Annotated in this window: 17 protein-coding genes; 15 read left to right on the top strand and 2 right to left on the bottom strand. The window is 59.6% G+C overall.

Annotation, left to right across the window (positions count from 1 at the left end; all coding sequences use genetic code 11):
- The first annotated feature begins 1 nt into the window (after position 1).
- The 8 genes from ROLI_RS07675 to ureG are packed head-to-tail and all read left to right on the top strand — an operon-like array spanning position 2 to position 5329.
- On the top strand, positions 2-304 hold the full coding sequence (locus ROLI_RS07675; protein ID WP_187429787.1) for an urease subunit gamma: 303 nt from the start codon (positions 2-4) through the stop codon (positions 302-304).
- A 9-nt stretch (positions 305-313) separates the two neighbouring features.
- Positions 314-619: an urease subunit beta gene (locus tag ROLI_RS07670; RefSeq protein WP_187429788.1), complete on the top strand. Its 306-nt coding sequence runs from the start codon at positions 314-316 to the stop codon at positions 617-619.
- A gap of 30 nt (positions 620-649) precedes the next feature.
- The gene (locus ROLI_RS07665; protein WP_187429789.1) at positions 650-1471 is read left to right on the top strand and encodes a cyclase family protein; all 822 of its coding nucleotides are present in this window, start codon (positions 650-652) and stop codon (positions 1469-1471) included.
- Positions 1471-1869, top strand: coding sequence for a carboxymuconolactone decarboxylase family protein (locus tag ROLI_RS07660; protein WP_187429835.1), 399 nt, complete (start codon positions 1471-1473; stop codon positions 1867-1869). The genes ROLI_RS07665 and ROLI_RS07660 overlap by 1 nt, the downstream gene beginning before the upstream one ends.
- Positions 1870-1874: 5 nt before the next feature.
- On the top strand, positions 1875-3584 hold the full coding sequence (gene ureC / locus ROLI_RS07655; RefSeq protein ID WP_187429790.1) for an urease subunit alpha: 1710 nt from the start codon (positions 1875-1877) through the stop codon (positions 3582-3584).
- Positions 3585-3592: 8 nt separating this feature from the next.
- Entirely contained in the window at positions 3593-4075 is a 483-nt protein-coding gene (locus tag ROLI_RS07650; RefSeq protein WP_187429791.1) for an urease accessory protein UreE, read from the top strand.
- A complete protein-coding gene (locus ROLI_RS07645) occupies positions 3999-4706 on the top strand; it encodes an urease accessory protein UreF (protein WP_316247436.1) in 708 nt (235 codons plus the stop codon). Before ROLI_RS07650 ends, ROLI_RS07645 begins: the two co-directional genes overlap by 77 nt.
- A complete protein-coding gene (gene ureG, locus ROLI_RS07640) occupies positions 4703-5329 on the top strand; it encodes an urease accessory protein UreG (protein WP_187429792.1) in 627 nt (208 codons plus the stop codon). Before ROLI_RS07645 ends, ureG begins: the two co-directional genes overlap by 4 nt.
- Before the next feature lie 135 nt (positions 5330-5464).
- Here the strand turns inward: ureG and ROLI_RS07635 are convergent, their stop codons facing one another.
- Both ROLI_RS07635 and ROLI_RS07630 read right to left on the bottom strand, forming a co-directional pair.
- Positions 5465-6577: an S-(hydroxymethyl)glutathione dehydrogenase/class III alcohol dehydrogenase gene (locus ROLI_RS07635; protein WP_187429793.1), complete on the bottom strand. Its 1113-nt coding sequence runs from the start codon at positions 6575-6577 to the stop codon at positions 5465-5467.
- Between the two features lie 95 nt (positions 6578-6672).
- Positions 6673-7692: a LacI family DNA-binding transcriptional regulator gene (locus ROLI_RS07630; protein WP_187429794.1), complete on the bottom strand. Its 1020-nt coding sequence runs from the start codon at positions 7690-7692 to the stop codon at positions 6673-6675.
- A gap of 428 nt (positions 7693-8120) precedes the next feature.
- Here ROLI_RS07630 and hisD point away from each other — a divergent pair, with 428 nt between their 5' ends.
- From hisD to ROLI_RS07595, 7 genes are read left to right on the top strand one after another with little or no spacing between them, the layout of a single operon-like run.
- Entirely contained in the window at positions 8121-9428 is a 1308-nt protein-coding gene (gene hisD / locus ROLI_RS07625; RefSeq protein WP_187429795.1) for a histidinol dehydrogenase, read from the top strand.
- Positions 9429-9432: 4 nt separating this feature from the next.
- Complete coding sequence (locus ROLI_RS07620; RefSeq protein ID WP_187429796.1) at positions 9433-10185, top strand: SDR family NAD(P)-dependent oxidoreductase; 753 nt, start codon at positions 9433-9435, stop codon at positions 10183-10185.
- Positions 10182-11186 carry an alcohol dehydrogenase catalytic domain-containing protein gene (locus ROLI_RS07615; protein ID WP_187429797.1) on the top strand — a complete coding sequence of 335 codons (1005 nt, stop codon included), beginning with the start codon at positions 10182-10184 and terminating at the stop codon, positions 11184-11186. The genes ROLI_RS07620 and ROLI_RS07615 overlap by 4 nt, the downstream gene beginning before the upstream one ends.
- Positions 11187-11224: 38 nt before the next feature.
- Positions 11225-11629 (top strand): universal stress protein, encoded by a 405-nt coding sequence (locus ROLI_RS07610; RefSeq protein ID WP_187429798.1) that lies wholly within the window; start codon positions 11225-11227, stop codon positions 11627-11629.
- A gap of 55 nt (positions 11630-11684) precedes the next feature.
- Positions 11685-12191, top strand: coding sequence for a sulfopyruvate decarboxylase subunit alpha (comD, locus tag ROLI_RS07605; protein WP_187429799.1), 507 nt, complete (start codon positions 11685-11687; stop codon positions 12189-12191).
- Entirely contained in the window at positions 12188-12742 is a 555-nt protein-coding gene (gene comE / locus ROLI_RS07600; RefSeq protein ID WP_187429800.1) for a sulfopyruvate decarboxylase subunit beta, read from the top strand. Before comD ends, comE begins: the two co-directional genes overlap by 4 nt.
- 5 nt (positions 12743-12747) lie before the next feature.
- On the top strand, positions 12748-13851 hold the full coding sequence (locus ROLI_RS07595; RefSeq protein ID WP_187429801.1) for an alpha-hydroxy acid oxidase: 1104 nt from the start codon (positions 12748-12750) through the stop codon (positions 13849-13851).
- Positions 13852-13963 lie beyond the last annotated feature (112 nt).

Here is a 13963-nt window from a genome sequence, read left to right as displayed (position 1 = left end):
CGTGCAACTGACCCCGCGTGAAAAAGACAAGCTGCTGGTGGCCATGGCCGCCGAGGTTGCCCGCAAGCGTTTGGCGCGCGGCGTGAAATTGAACTACCCCGAGGCCATTGCCCTGATTACGGACGCGGTTGTCGAGGGTGCACGTGACGGGCGATCCGTCGCCGATATGATGCAGGCCGGGGCCGCCGTAATCACCCGTGATCAATGCATGCAAGGTGTGCCGGAGATGATCCACGATGTGCAGGTCGAGGCGACCTTTCCCGATGGCACCAAACTGGTGACCGTCCACAACCCGATCCGATAGGAGGCCGCGATGATCCCCGGTGAAATCATGCCCGCAACAGGCGACATCACGTTGAACGAAAGCGCGCAAGTCATCACCCTGATGGTCGCCAATACCGGCGACCGGCCCGTGCAGGTCGGCAGCCATTACCATTTCGCCGAAAGCAACCCGGCGCTGGAGTTTGATCGCACAGCGGCGCGCGGCATGCGGCTTGATATTGCAGCCGGGACGGCGGTACGCTTTGAGCCGGGCCAGCGGCGCGAGGTTCAATTGATCCCGCTTTCGGGGAAACGTCGCGTTTTTGGCTTCAACCAACACGTCATGGGAGATCTTTGAGATCGCCCGCCCCTTGGAGGAGGAACGACCATGTGTGATATCTGTGTGATCAATTCGGTGAAAGAACGTATGCTTTCAAGGCGCGACCTGTTCAAGGCCAGCGCTGCGGTCGGAGCGGCGGCCACGCTGGGCGGCATGGCGACGGCACCCGCGGCGATGGCGGCGGGCCACGGCGGCGTGTTCGACATGACCCATAAGCTTAGCCCCGAATTCCCCACGTTTTTCGGCGTCCCCGGCATCTCGATGGAGCAGCAGTTCAATTTTGCCGAACATGGTTTCAACCTGATGAACCTGAGCATAAATGAGCACACGGCCACCCATGTCGATGCGCCTCTGCATTTTTCGGCGGATGGCAATTCGGTGGATGAAATTCCGGTAAGCGATCTGGTGGTGCCGCTTTGCGTCATCGACATCGCCGCCAAATCCGCCGAAAACGCTGATGCGCAGGTAACACCGGATGATCTGAAGGCCTGGATTGCCGCCCATGGCGCAATCCCCGACCGCGCCTGTATCGCGATGCATTCCGGCTGGGCGGGCAAGACTGCAAGCCCCGATTATGTGGGCAATGACGCCGACGGCGTGAAGCATTTCCCCGGTTTTCATGTTGAGGCAACTCAGATGTTGCTGGAAGAAACCACGGCAGCGGCCATGGCGGTCGATACGCTGTCGCTCGATCACGGCCCCTCGCCCGATTTCGCGACGCATTACGCGTGGTTGCCGGCGGGTCGCTATGGCATCGAAAACCTCGCCGGTTTGGATCAAGTGCCCGCCGCGGGGGCAACGCTGGTCGTTGGCGCGCCAAACCACGTCGGTGGCACCGGTGGTCCCGCGCGCATCTTTGCGATGGTATGATGGCAACAGTTTCGTTGATATCCGACGATACGGCCAGCGCAGAGGTGCTGGCCGTCTTCAACGACATCCGAGCCACGCGCGGCACGGATTTCATCAATAACTTCTGGCGCGCGCTGGCCAATGATCCGGCCTTGCTCGCGGCCACCTGGGACCGGTTGAAACACGTGATGGGATCGGGGACGCTCGACCCGCTGGTTAAGGAGATGATCTATGTTGCGGTCTCTGCGGCAAATGGCTGTGAGTATTGCGTACATTCTCACACAGCCGCCGCAAGGGCCAAGGGTATGACACCCGAGCAATATGGTGAGTTATTGAGCGTGATCGGAATAGCCATGCAAACCAATGGTTTGGTCAACGCTCTTCAAGTTCCCATCGATCCTGAATTCAAGAAGGACTGATCCGTATGCCCGCAACGATCTCGCGTTCCAGCTACGCCGCCATGTTCGGCCCCACGACCGGGGATCGGGTTCGCCTGGCCGATACCGACCTAGTGATTGAGGTCGAGCGCGATCTGACGACCTACGGCGAGGAGGTCAAGTTTGGCGGCGGCAAGGTAATCCGCGACGGGATGGGCCAAAGCCAAGTCACGCGCGCAGGCGGCGCGGTCGATACGGTCATCACCAACGCGCTGATCGTGGATCATACCGGCATCTATAAGGCCGATGTCGGCCTCAAAGACGGGCGCATCCATAAAATCGGCAAGGCAGGCAATCCGGACACGCAACCGGGTGTCGATATCATCATCGGCCCCGGCACCGAAGCCATTGCCGGAGAAGGCAAAATCCTGACCGCAGGCGGGTTTGACAGCCACATCCATTTCATCTGTCCGCAACAGATCGAGGACGCGCTGCATTCCGGCGTGACCACAATGCTGGGCGGTGGCACGGGTCCGGCACATGGGACATTGGCCACGACCTGCACGCCGGGCCCCTGGCATATCGGGCGCATGCTGCAATCGGTTGACGGGTTCGCAATGAACATCGGCCTGTCGGGCAAGGGCAACGCGAGCCAGCCCGAAGCATTGGTGGAAATGATTGAGGGCGGTGCCTGTGCGATGAAGCTGCACGAGGATTGGGGCACCACCCCCGGCGCGATTGATTGCTGTCTCTCCGTGGCCGATGACATGGACGTTCAAGTGATGATCCACACCGATACGCTCAATGAAAGCGGCTTTGTGGAGAACACCGTGGCCGCGATGAAGGGCCGCACGATCCACGCCTTTCACACCGAGGGCGCGGGCGGGGGGCACGCGCCGGACATCATCAAAATATGCGGTGATGCCAATGTCTTGCCCTCCTCAACCAATCCAACCCGCCCCTTCACCGTAAACACACTCGAAGAGCATCTGGACATGCTGATGGTCTGCCATCATCTGGATAAATCCATCCCCGAGGACGTGGCCTTTGCCGAAAGCCGCATCCGGCGCGAAACCATCGCCGCCGAAGATATCCTGCATGATATGGGGGCCTTTTCGATCATCGCCTCGGACAGCCAGGCGATGGGCCGCGTCGGCGAAGTGTTGATCCGCACCTGGCAAACGGCGGATAAGATGCGCAAGCAACGCGGGCGTCTGGCCGAGGAGGTCGGCGAAAACGATAATTTCCGCGTGCGCCGCTATATTGCGAAATATACGATCAACCCGGCGATTGCGCATGGGATCAGCCACGAAATCGGCTCGATTGAAGTGGGCAAGCGCGCGGATCTGGTGCTCTGGAACCCCGCGTTTTTTGGGGTGAAGCCTGAGATGGTTCTGATGGCGGGCACCATCGTTTGTGCGCAGATGGGTGATCCCAATGCCTCCATCCCGACGCCGCAACCGGTTTATACGCGCCCCATGTTTGGCAGCTTTGGCCGGGCGGTTGAGCGCTCCGCCGTCACCTTTGTGAGTGCCGCAGCCGAAGCCGCGGGGATCGGCAAGACATTGGGGTTGAACAAGGATGTGATCGCGGTGAAGAACACGCGCAACATCGGCAAAAAGGACCTGATCCTGAACGACGCCCTGCCCCAGATCGAGGTCAATCCCGAGACCTATGAGGTCCGCGCGGATGGTGAATTATTGACCTGCCAGCCCGCTGAAATCCTGCCTATGGCGCAACGCTATTTCCTGTTTTGAGGCCTGAAATGATACCGACAGCACAGAAGGTGGTTCCGAACGCCCATGACGTCACGGACCACGTCACGCTCGATTACGACGCGCGGTTTCTGCGCCGCAAAATGCTAAAGACACAAAGCGGTCTGGAGGTTCTGGTCGATTTGCCCAAAACGACCTCGCTGATGGATGGCGATGCGCTGGAAACAAACGATGGTTTACGGATAGGTATCTGTGCGGCACCCGAACCCTTGCTGGAAATCACCGGGCAGGGTCTGCACCGCATCGCCTGGCACATCGGCAATCGCCACACGCCTTGCCAGATTGAGGACACACGCCTGTTCATCCAGCAAAACCACGTCATGGCGCAGATGCTCGCGCAATTGGGCGCGCATGTTCGCGCGGTCACTTTGCCCTTCACGCCTGAGGGTGGTGCCTATGGGCATGGTCGCACGCATGGGCATGATCACGGCGCGCAACACGGACCCGATACAGCGCATTCGCATGAGCACTGATGCGGTCATGACCCTGACGCAATGGCTGTCCCCCGGCTTTCCGGTTGGTGCCTTCGCCTATTCCCACGGGCTGGAAACTGTGATCGAAACGGGTGAAATACGCTCCATCCAGGATCTGGAAATATGGCTTGTCGATCTGATCAAACACGGCAGTGGCAGAACAGATATCGTATTATTATCCGCATCCTATAGCCTCGATCTCAATGTGACGCATGAAGCCGATACAGTGTCTCGCGCCTTTGCCGCCAGCGCCGAGCGCCTGCTGGAAACGGATCAACAGGGCGGCGCGTTTTGCCGAACCCTTGATGCGGTCTGGAACACCAAGCTTGGCGCATTGACCTATCCCGTGGCTGTGGGACATGCCGCTTGCATCCATCACATCCCGCTTGCCCTTACAGCGCGCATGTACCTGCATGCCTTTGCGGCCAATCTGATCTCCGCCGCCGTGCGACTGATCCCGCTGGGTCAAACCGAGGGCCAGGCATTGCTGGCAAGATTGGTACCGCTCATCCAATCCACCGCGCAAGAGGCTGTCGACACACCTCTGAGCGATTTGGCCTCTCACTGCTTTGCCGGGGACATCGCAGCGATGCAGCACGAAACCCAATACTCAAAGGTATTTCGCACATGACCCAGTTGAACGGCCCTCTTCGTATCGGTATCGGTGGTCCTGTCGGGGCTGGCAAAACAACGCTGGCCGCCTGCTTGGCGCGCGCGCTGAGCCCGCAGCATTCCATCGGCGTGATCACCAATGACATCTATACGCAGGAAGACGCCGAGGCCTTGATGCGGATGCAAATCCTGCCGCGTGACCGGATCATCGGCGTTGAAACCGGCGGCTGCCCGCATACGGCGATCCGCGAAGATGCCTCGATCAACCTTGCCGCCGTCGCCGAAATGCAAGTGCGTCACCCCGACATCGAGGCCATTCTGATCGAGAGCGGCGGTGACAACCTGAGCGCGACCTTCTCGCCGGAACTGGCGGATGTGACGCTCTATGTGATCGACGTGGCGGCGGGCGAAGAAATCCCGCGCAAAGGCGGGCCTGCGATCACCCGCTCGGACATCCTCATCATCAACAAGACCGATCTTGCGCCCCATGTCGGGGCATCATTGGAGGTCATGGCGCGGGATGCGACGAAAATGCGCGCGGGACGGCCGTTTGTCTTTGCCGCATTGCGCCACGGCGAGGGCGTTGACGCGGTATTGGATCAGCTCAAGGCCGTGTCCGGCCTTGGCCTTGTGAGCGTGTAGAATCAGTCAAACCAACCGGGTTGCCCGCCGCCTGGCCAGAGCCGCATATCATCCGCAGTGCGCAATGCCATTGACAATCAGATCCATGTTTATGGCCTCTCAGCCGACGGCGTCCGGTGGGCAGGAATTCCATCCCTAAAACTCCACCACGGCCCGGATGCTCTCGCCCTTATGCATCAGATCAAACCCGTGGTTGATCTCATCGAGCGTCAGCTTATGCGTGATCATCGGGTCGATCTCGATCTTGCCGTCCATGTACCAATCGACAATCTTGGGCACATCCGTGCGCCCCGATGCCCCGCCAAACGCCGTGCCGCGCCAGCTGCGCCCGGTCACCAGCTGGAAGGGACGCGTCGAAATCTCCGCCCCCGCCGGGGCCACGCCGATGATGATGCTCTCGCCCCAGCCCTTATGCGCGGCCTCCAAAGCCGTGCGCATCACACCCACATTGCCGGTTGCGTCGAACGTATAATCACAGCCCCCGCCCGAGAGTTCGACCAGATGCGCGACCAGATCGCCCTCCACCTTGGACGGGTTCACGAAATCGGTCATGCCGAAATGCGTCGCCATCTCGATCTTGGCATCGTTGAGATCCACGCCGATGATCTGATCCGCGCCCGCCAGCCGCAGACCCTGGATCACGTTCAACCCGATGCCGCCCAGCCCGAAAACAGCCGCCGTTGACCCAATCTCAACCTTTGCCGTGTTAATCACCGCCCCGATGCCCGTGGTCACGCCGCAGCCGATGTAGCAAATCTTGTCAAAAGGCGCGTCCTTGCGCACTTTGGCCAGCGCGATTTCGGGCACAACCGTGTGATTGGCGAAGGTCGAGCAGCCCATGTAATGGTGGATCGGCGTGCCATCCAGCATCGAAAACCGCGTGGAGCCATCGGGCAACAGCCCCTGACCCTGCGTGCTGCGGATCGACTGGCAGAGGTTGGTTTTGGGGTTCAGACAATAGTCACACTCGCGACATTCCGGCGTATAAAGCGGGATCACGTGATCGCCCACCTCCAGGCTGGTGACGCCTTCGCCGATCTCGATCACCACGCCCGCGCCCTCATGGCCCAGAATGGCCGGGAAAATCCCCTCAGGATCATCGCCCGAACGCGTGAATTCATCCGTATGGCACAGACCCGTGGCCTTGATCTCCACCAGAACCTCGCCCGCACGCGGACCTTCAAGGTTCACCTCCATGATCTCCAATGGCTGGCCAGCAGAAACAGCAACAGCAGCTCGGGTGCGCATAACAATCATCCTTCAATATGTTTGCCCCACACAGAAAGCCAGAACGCCGTTATGTCAAGCCAAGGCGCGCGCAATCGAACCGTTCAGGACGGATTTCAATCCGGGGGCGCGGCCAGCGAGGCGCGGTGGATAAAATCGGCGGGCAATTGGACGCTTTCCGGCTGGGTGCCGCCGGACAGACGCGCCAATAAAACCCGCGCGGCATGGCGCCCCATTTCGATTTGTGGCACACGCACCGTCGCCAGCGGCGGGGTGACGACGCTGGCCAATCCGATGTCGTCAAACCCAATCAACGACACCTGCCCCGGCACATCAATGCCAAGATCACGCGCCCGCATCAAAGCACCTGCCGCCAGAACGTCATTGCCGCAAATCACTGCCGTCGCCGCCCTGTTGCCGGACATGATCGCCGCAAAAGCCTCCGCGCCATATTCAAGGCGGTATTTTGCCTCACAAACCTGGACCAAAGCAGCCGGCGCACCAAAATCCTCAATCGCTGTGCGGACGCCATCATACCGATCTTGCGCCCGGTCATTGCCCGCGCGCACACCGCAAATCATCGCTATCCGCCGGTGCCCCTTGGCCAGGACCTGCGAGGTGGCATCATAGGCGGCTTGATGATTGTCAAAACCGACGCAAAGCTGATCATCACCCGGCTTGAAACACCATGACAGGACATAGGGCACATGACGTTTCATCAAGAAGTCCCGCGTCTGGGGCGGGCGCTCACTGCCGATCAACAACAACCCATCCGCCCCGCGCGCCATCAGCGATTTGATCTGACGCAATTCCTGCTGGGGATCATAGCCGGTACTCGCCACCAACATGTTCACACCGGCCTCCGCCAGAACCTCCTGAAAGGCTTGCAAGCCGCTGGCAAACATGGCGTTCGCCATGCTGGGGATAATCGCACCCACCGTGTTGGTCCGGCTCATGGCCAGCACGCGTCCGCCAAAATGAGGCGTATAGCCCAGCGCGTCAATCGCCTTTTCAATGCGCTCCCGCGTGGTTTTGGAGACCTTGTCCGGATCATTGAGGGCGCGTGAAATGCTCGCCGTGGACACCTTCGCCATCCGCGCGACATCCTCGAGAGTGGGAGCAGTTCTTTTGTTCATCGGCTGTGTCGCCTCCCGCCATCCTGACCCGGTCGAGCCAGCTTATGCGCTTCCCCTCTAATTGGAAAACACTAAATTAAATCTCTTGCAAGAATCGATGTAAGCGCTTACAGAAGATTAACGAAGAGATAATAAATGCGACGCCGACCCTTTTCAAAGACATGGGACTCTGGACTTGCAAACCCTAGAATACATAGAGAAACCAGCCGTGAAGGGCGTTGGATCGCACCTTCGATCTCAGCCATGCGCATTAGGCGATCGGACGCCAGATCAATATGGTTTCCCAGATGGTCTGTCGTGCAGCTTTTATCAACGACGCGCCGGACAGGGCGCATGGACTCGGACCCTGACAATCCGGCCTTCCCAAGCGCTTGAAAACGTTTTTCAAATCACCTTCCAAACGAACTAAATGAATAGGACCCCTGACGATGGCACGTGAGTATCTTAAAAAAGCCGCCAAAACCGCGATGACAGACGCCGGTGATGTGCGTGAAACCGTTCAGAACATTCTCAACGACATCGAGGCGGGCGGTGACGCGGCAGCTTTGAAATACGCCGAGAAATTTGATAATTATCAGGGTAGCATCCTGCTGAGTGCAGAAGAGATCGCAGCGGCCTCTGATCTGGTGTCCCAAAAGCTCAAAGACGATATCGCCTTCGCGCATGACAACGTGCGCCGGTTCGCTGAAACCCAGAAATCCACCATGAAGGACGTTGAACTGGAGATCGTTCCCGGTCTTATCGCCGGTCAAAAAGCGATCCCTTGCCGGGCCGCTGGCTGCTATGTCCCCGGTGGACGGTATAGCCATATCGCCAGCGCAATCATGACCGTGACCACTGCCAAGGTTGCCGGCTGCCAGCACATCACCGCTTGTTCCCCGCCCCGCCCGGACGTCGGTATCAACCCCGCGATCGTTTATGCTGCAAACCTGTGCGGTGCCGATAACATCCTCTCTATGGGTGGTGTGCAGGGTGTGGCCGCCATGACATTCGGCCTTTTCGGGCTGCCAAAGGCCGATATCCTGGTCGGTCCGGGCAACCAGTTTGTGGCCGAAGCCAAGCGCATCCTGTTTGGGCGCGTCGGCATTGATATGATCGCAGGCCCCACCGATAGCCTGATCCTTGCGGATAAGGACGCGGATCCCTTCATCGCTGCGACCGATCTGGTGGGCCAGGCAGAGCACGGGTATAATTCACCCGTCTGGTTGGTAACCGACAGCCGCGCGCTTGCAGAGAAGGTCATGGAACTTGTGCCCGGCCTGATCGCGGACCTGCCCGAATTGAACCGCACCAACGCCGAAGCGGCCTGGCGCGATTACGCCGAAGTCATCGTCTGCGCGGACCGCGAAGAAATGGCCGCCTGTTCGGATGATTACGCCCCCGAGCACCTGACGGTGCAAGCCGCAGACCTGCCGTGGTGGCTGGAACGTTTGCAATGCTACGGCTCGCTGTTTCTCGGGGAGGAAACCACCGTGGCTTTCGGCGACAAGGCTTCCGGGACCAACCACGTGCTGCCCACCTCGCAATCGGCCAAATACACTGGTGGTCTGTCTGTGCACAAATACATGAAAATCGTGACATGGCAGCGCGCAACCCGCGATGGTGCCAAGCCGGTTGCCGTGGCCACCGCCCGGATTTCGCGTCTTGAAGGAATGGAAGGCCATGCACGCACCGCCGATGCACGGCTGCATAAATACTTCCCGAACGAGAATTTCGACCTCTCGCCGGAAGATTGAGACCATGCAACCGCTCTTTGATATCACCGGGTTGAATGTCTGCGTGACCGGGGCCAGCAGTGGCCTGGGTCGCCAGGCGGCCAGTCTTTTGGCCGGTGCCGGGGCGCGTGTTGTTGGGCTGGCACGGCGCGGTGAGGAACTGGAAAGCTGGCGTGAAAATACGCCGGGTGACACCGCCAGCCTGATTGCGGATCTATCGGACCGCAAAATCCTGCGCGATGTGGCACGCGACGCCGCCAAGCCGTTTGGTGACATCCACATCCTGATCAATGCGGCGGGGATCAACACCCGCCAGAAAGCCGATGATGTAACGGATGAGGGCTGGGATGTGACGCTGAACCTCAACCTGGCTGCACCGTTTTTCCTGGCGCAGGCGATGGCTGTGGGTATGAAACATCACGGGTGGGGACGGATCATAAATTTTGCCTCGCTGCAATCGCGCCGCGCCTTTCCGGGCGGGATCAGCTACGGAGCCTCCAAGGGTGGCGTGGAACAGATGACACGCGCCATGGCCGAAGCCTGGTCCGGCGACGGCATCACCGCCAACGCCCTTGCACCCGGTTTTTTCAGAACTGAATTGACGGGACCGGTTTTTGCCGACCCGGTTCTGGCGCAACGCAATGCGGATCAAACCTGCATCGGGCGCAATGGCGAGCCTAGCGATCTGGACGGACCCTTGATGTTTTTCTGCTCGAAAGCGTCCGATTACGTGACCGGGCAAACTCTTTTTGTCGATGGAGGTTTTACAGCCAAATGAAAGCCCTAGTGTATACCGATGTCGAGATGCTGACCTATATGGATCGCCCCCTGCCCGACCCCCAAACCGGCGAGGCGCTGGTGCGCGTGATGGCTTCGGGCATTTGCGGCTCTGACATGCATGCCTATCTCGGCCATGATGCGCGCCGCCCCTTTCCTCTTACCCTGGGCCATGAAGCGGCGGGTGTTATTTCCGGCGGACCTGAAGACGGGCGCCGCGTCACGATCAACCCGCTCGTGGCCTGCCAAACCTGCGAATTTTGCCGCAGCAAACGCGAAAACCTCTGCCCCAACCGCCAGATTATCTCGATGCAACCGCGCGAAGGGGCCTTTGCCGAATATGTCGCCATGCCGCTGCGCAACCTGATCACCGTCCCGGATCACGTCCCCCTCGCCCATGCGGCGCTGTCCGAACCGATCGCCTGTGGCTGGCATGCGGTGCGTTTGGGCAAATCGGTGCTGGGCGGGGACATGTCGCATCTGCGCTGCGCGGTCATCGGGGGGGGTGCAATCGGTGTCGGTGCGGCTCTGGCGCTGGCCGCTCAGGGCGCGCGCGACATCACCGTGGTGGAACCAAACGAGCTGCGCCGCTCGACCCTTGCGGATGTGGCCGGGTTTGAAGTCTGCGCGCCCGATGAAGCGGCAATGCCCGAAGAGGGGTCCGTGGATTTTGTCATTGATGGCGTCGGATTTGCCGCGACCCGTGCGACATGCAGCGCGCTTGCACGCACTGGCGGCGTGATCGCGCATATCGGTCTGGGCGAAGCGACGGGCGGTCTTGATGTGCGTCGCATGACGCTCCAGGAAATCACCTTCATCGGCACCTATACCTATACTGCGGCGGATTTCGCCGCGACTGCCGCTGCCATTTTCGACGGTCGTCTCGGAGCGCTGGACTGGATTGAGGAACGGCCCCTTTGCGACGGTCACGCCGCTTTCAGGGACATCCGCGCCGGTGCTGTCGCAGCCCCAAAAGTCATCCTGACCCCCGACCCCAGCTGACGTAAACTGCTCCCAACCGGACGAAAAAAGGATCGAACATGCATAAGAAAATCATCGTAGCCCTCGCGCTTGATCATGGCATTAGCAAGGAGGCTCTGGATATGGCGCGCCATCTGCGCGGTGATGATGGCGAAATCCTGGCTGTTCACGTTCACGAGGCCCCCAGCAGTTCCGTCAACGCCTTTATCCCCGCAGACGCGATCCAAAATGCCTTTGGTGCCGCCAAACAGAAACTGGCGGAACGCATTGCCGGGACGCGTGATGTGGAGGCGGTGATGCTGCAAGGTCCGTCGGGTCGCACGCTCACGGAATACGCCGAAAAAATCGATGCCGATTGCATCATTATCGGATCTCACAAGCCAGGATTGAGCGATTACTTTCTGGGCTCGACATCGTCCCGGGTGGTACGCCATGCGCCCTGCTCGGTTTACGTAATACGTTAGATTTACACGACAACATACTGATTTTATTCACTTCACGCACACGAGGAGTATACACGTGTCCATCAGCACTAAAATTGTGGATGACTTTGTCGCCAATGGCGTCGATTTCATCACCACCGTGCCTTGCAAGCAATTGGCCGGCGTCATTGACGAGGTCGAAGCGCGCCCGGAGATCTACCATATTCCTTCCAACAAGGAAGACGAGGGCATGGGCCTATGCGCCGGGGCCTTCATGGGGGGCAAACGCCCCGCGATCATCATGCAGAACACCGCCATCGGGGTTACGATCAACACGCTGGCGACGCTGACGCAATACTACCGTATGCCTTTGCCGATGCTGATTTCCTATCGCGGGGAATTGCGCGAGCCGGTGGCGTGCCAGGTCGAAATGGCCGTGCATACCAAGGCGCTGCTGCAACAGATGCTGATCCCGACCTATCATTTCCACAAGGAATCGGACGCGGATGAGATGGACGCGATCCTGAAATACACTTTCATGTGCAACAAACCTGTGGCGATCCTGACGGATGCGTCCTTCTGGGGAGGCTACGGCGACCAATGATACGTTCTGAAATCCTGCGCGAAATCGCGCCTATCCTGCGTGACCAACTGGTCGTCTGTAACATCGGTCTGCCCAGCCAAGAGCTGCATATGATTGATGACCAACCCACCAACTTCTACATGTTGGGCACCATGGGTCTATCCTCCTCCATCGGTCTTGGCCTGGCGCTTGCGCAAGACAAAACCGTGATCTCCATTGATGGGGACGGCTCGGTTCTGACCAACCTTGGCACCTTGCCCACGATTGCCAACAACGTGGCGGATAACTACATCCTGATGATCATCGATAATGGCTCTTATGGCTCGACCGGCGATCAGCCCACCTATGCGGGCAAGAAGACCAAGCTCGAAGCCGTCGCTGCTGCGTGCGGATGCGAAAACGTCGTCACCTGCAAGGACGTGGACACCGGCAAGGTGCTGCAAGCGGCCATCGACAGCAAGAAGATGACCGTGATCGTGGTGAAATGTGACAGCGGCAACATCAAGCTGCCGGTCATCACCATGGACCCTGTCGTGATCCGGGATCGCTTCATGAAATCGGTTCAGGCATAGCCATCATGGGTGCAAGCGCCATCCATTCGTACGACGACGCCCGGCGCCTCGCGCGCCGGCGTCTGCCCTGGATGGTGTTTGATTATATCGACGGGGCGGCGGGAAACGGCGTTGCAGAAGCGCGCAATCTCGCCGCCCTGCGCGAGATTGAATTGCAGACGCGCGTGCTCGTCAATGTGACCAACCGCGATCTGCGGGTGCCGGTGTTTGATCATGCGGGGGTGTCCCCGTTTGGGATCAGCCCGATGGGCATGTGCAATCTTTCTGGTCCCGGTGCCGATCTCATGCTGGCGCGCATGGCCGCGAAACATCAGGTGCCGCATGGCGTGTCGACCGTCGCCTCCACCACGCTGGAAAAAATCATCGAGGTGGCCGAGGGTCACGCCTGGTTCCAGCTTTATTTCAGCGGCGACGGCAGTGGCACCAAAAAGCTGGTGCAGCGCGCCAAATCCGCAGGCTACCGCACCCTTGTGATGACGCTCGACGTGCCTGAAGTCGGACGCCGTCCGCGTGAATTGCGCCGGGGTTTCAAAATGCCATTCCGCATCGGGCCGATGCAATTCATCGACTTCGCGCTGCACCCGCAATGGTCGATTTCCAGCCTACTTGCGGGCGCGCCTGATTTGGCGAATTTTCAGCAGGATGGCTTCACCTTTGATCGCACCGAAAGCCGCGCGCTGGCGGATTGGGATTTCCTCAAGGAATTGCGCGACAGCTGGGACGGGAACCTGGTTGCCAAGGGCGTCACCCATGTCGAGGACGCCAAGCGTCTGAAAGCAGAAGGCGTCGATGCCATTCAGGTCTCGAGCCATGGCGGGCGACAATTGGATAGCGCCCCGCCCCCGATTTTGGCGCTCCCGAAAATCCGCGCGGCGCTCGGCGATGATTATCCGCTGTTCTACGACACTGGCATCCGGTCGGGCGAAGACGTCGTGAAAGCCTATGCCATGGGGGCGAGTTACGTTTTCTTTGGCCGCGCCTTGCAATTTGCGATCGCCGCTGGTGGCGAAGCCGGGTTGGCACAATACTGGAATTTGATCACAGAAGAAGTCGGTTTAACGCTGGCGCAGATGGGGCGGGTGACATTGCCGCTCAACGGCAAAACCTGACGCCGCTCACCCGACAATGACGGCACGGGCCTGCGAAACAAGGCCCGGTATCGCGCAGGCGATTGCGTGTTTGGGGCGAGCCCGGCGCTCAGACCCCAAAGATCCGCCGATT

Source organism: Roseobacter fucihabitans (assembly GCF_014337925.2).
Classification (GTDB): domain Bacteria; phylum Pseudomonadota; class Alphaproteobacteria; order Rhodobacterales; family Rhodobacteraceae; genus Roseobacter; species Roseobacter fucihabitans.
Note: the sequence above shows the minus strand (reverse complement) of the source record. Positions and strands in the feature narration are given on the sequence as shown.

What these genes read in the sequence shown, in the direction of transcription:
- ROLI_RS07645 (WP_316247436.1), top strand. Translation starts at nt 3,999, where the DNA reads ATGGGCATGGTCGCACGCATGGGCATGATCACGGCGCGCAACACGGAC.
- ROLI_RS07595 (WP_187429801.1), top strand. Translation starts at nt 12,748, where the DNA reads ATGGGTGCAAGCGCCATCCATTCGTACGACGACGCCCGGCGCCTCGCG.
- ROLI_RS07615 (WP_187429797.1), top strand. Translation starts at nt 10,182, where the DNA reads ATGAAAGCCCTAGTGTATACCGATGTCGAGATGCTGACCTATATGGAT.
- ROLI_RS07630 (WP_187429794.1), bottom strand. Translation starts at nt 7,692, where the DNA reads ATGAACAAAAGAACTGCTCCCACTCTCGAGGATGTCGCGCGGATGGCG.
- ROLI_RS07635 (WP_187429793.1), bottom strand. Translation starts at nt 6,577, where the DNA reads ATGCGCACCCGAGCTGCTGTTGCTGTTTCTGCTGGCCAGCCATTGGAG.
- ROLI_RS07670 (WP_187429788.1), top strand. Translation starts at nt 314, where the DNA reads ATGATCCCCGGTGAAATCATGCCCGCAACAGGCGACATCACGTTGAAC.
- ROLI_RS07660 (WP_187429835.1), top strand. Translation starts at nt 1,471, where the DNA reads ATGGCAACAGTTTCGTTGATATCCGACGATACGGCCAGCGCAGAGGTG.
- ROLI_RS07665 (WP_187429789.1), top strand. Translation starts at nt 650, where the DNA reads ATGTGTGATATCTGTGTGATCAATTCGGTGAAAGAACGTATGCTTTCA.
- ureC (WP_187429790.1), top strand. Translation starts at nt 1,875, where the DNA reads ATGCCCGCAACGATCTCGCGTTCCAGCTACGCCGCCATGTTCGGCCCC.
- ROLI_RS07620 (WP_187429796.1), top strand. Translation starts at nt 9,433, where the DNA reads ATGCAACCGCTCTTTGATATCACCGGGTTGAATGTCTGCGTGACCGGG.
- comE (WP_187429800.1), top strand. Translation starts at nt 12,188, where the DNA reads ATGATACGTTCTGAAATCCTGCGCGAAATCGCGCCTATCCTGCGTGAC.
- ROLI_RS07650 (WP_187429791.1), top strand. Translation starts at nt 3,593, where the DNA reads ATGATACCGACAGCACAGAAGGTGGTTCCGAACGCCCATGACGTCACG.
- ROLI_RS07610 (WP_187429798.1), top strand. Translation starts at nt 11,225, where the DNA reads ATGCATAAGAAAATCATCGTAGCCCTCGCGCTTGATCATGGCATTAGC.
- ureG (WP_187429792.1), top strand. Translation starts at nt 4,703, where the DNA reads ATGACCCAGTTGAACGGCCCTCTTCGTATCGGTATCGGTGGTCCTGTC.
- hisD (WP_187429795.1), top strand. Translation starts at nt 8,121, where the DNA reads ATGGCACGTGAGTATCTTAAAAAAGCCGCCAAAACCGCGATGACAGAC.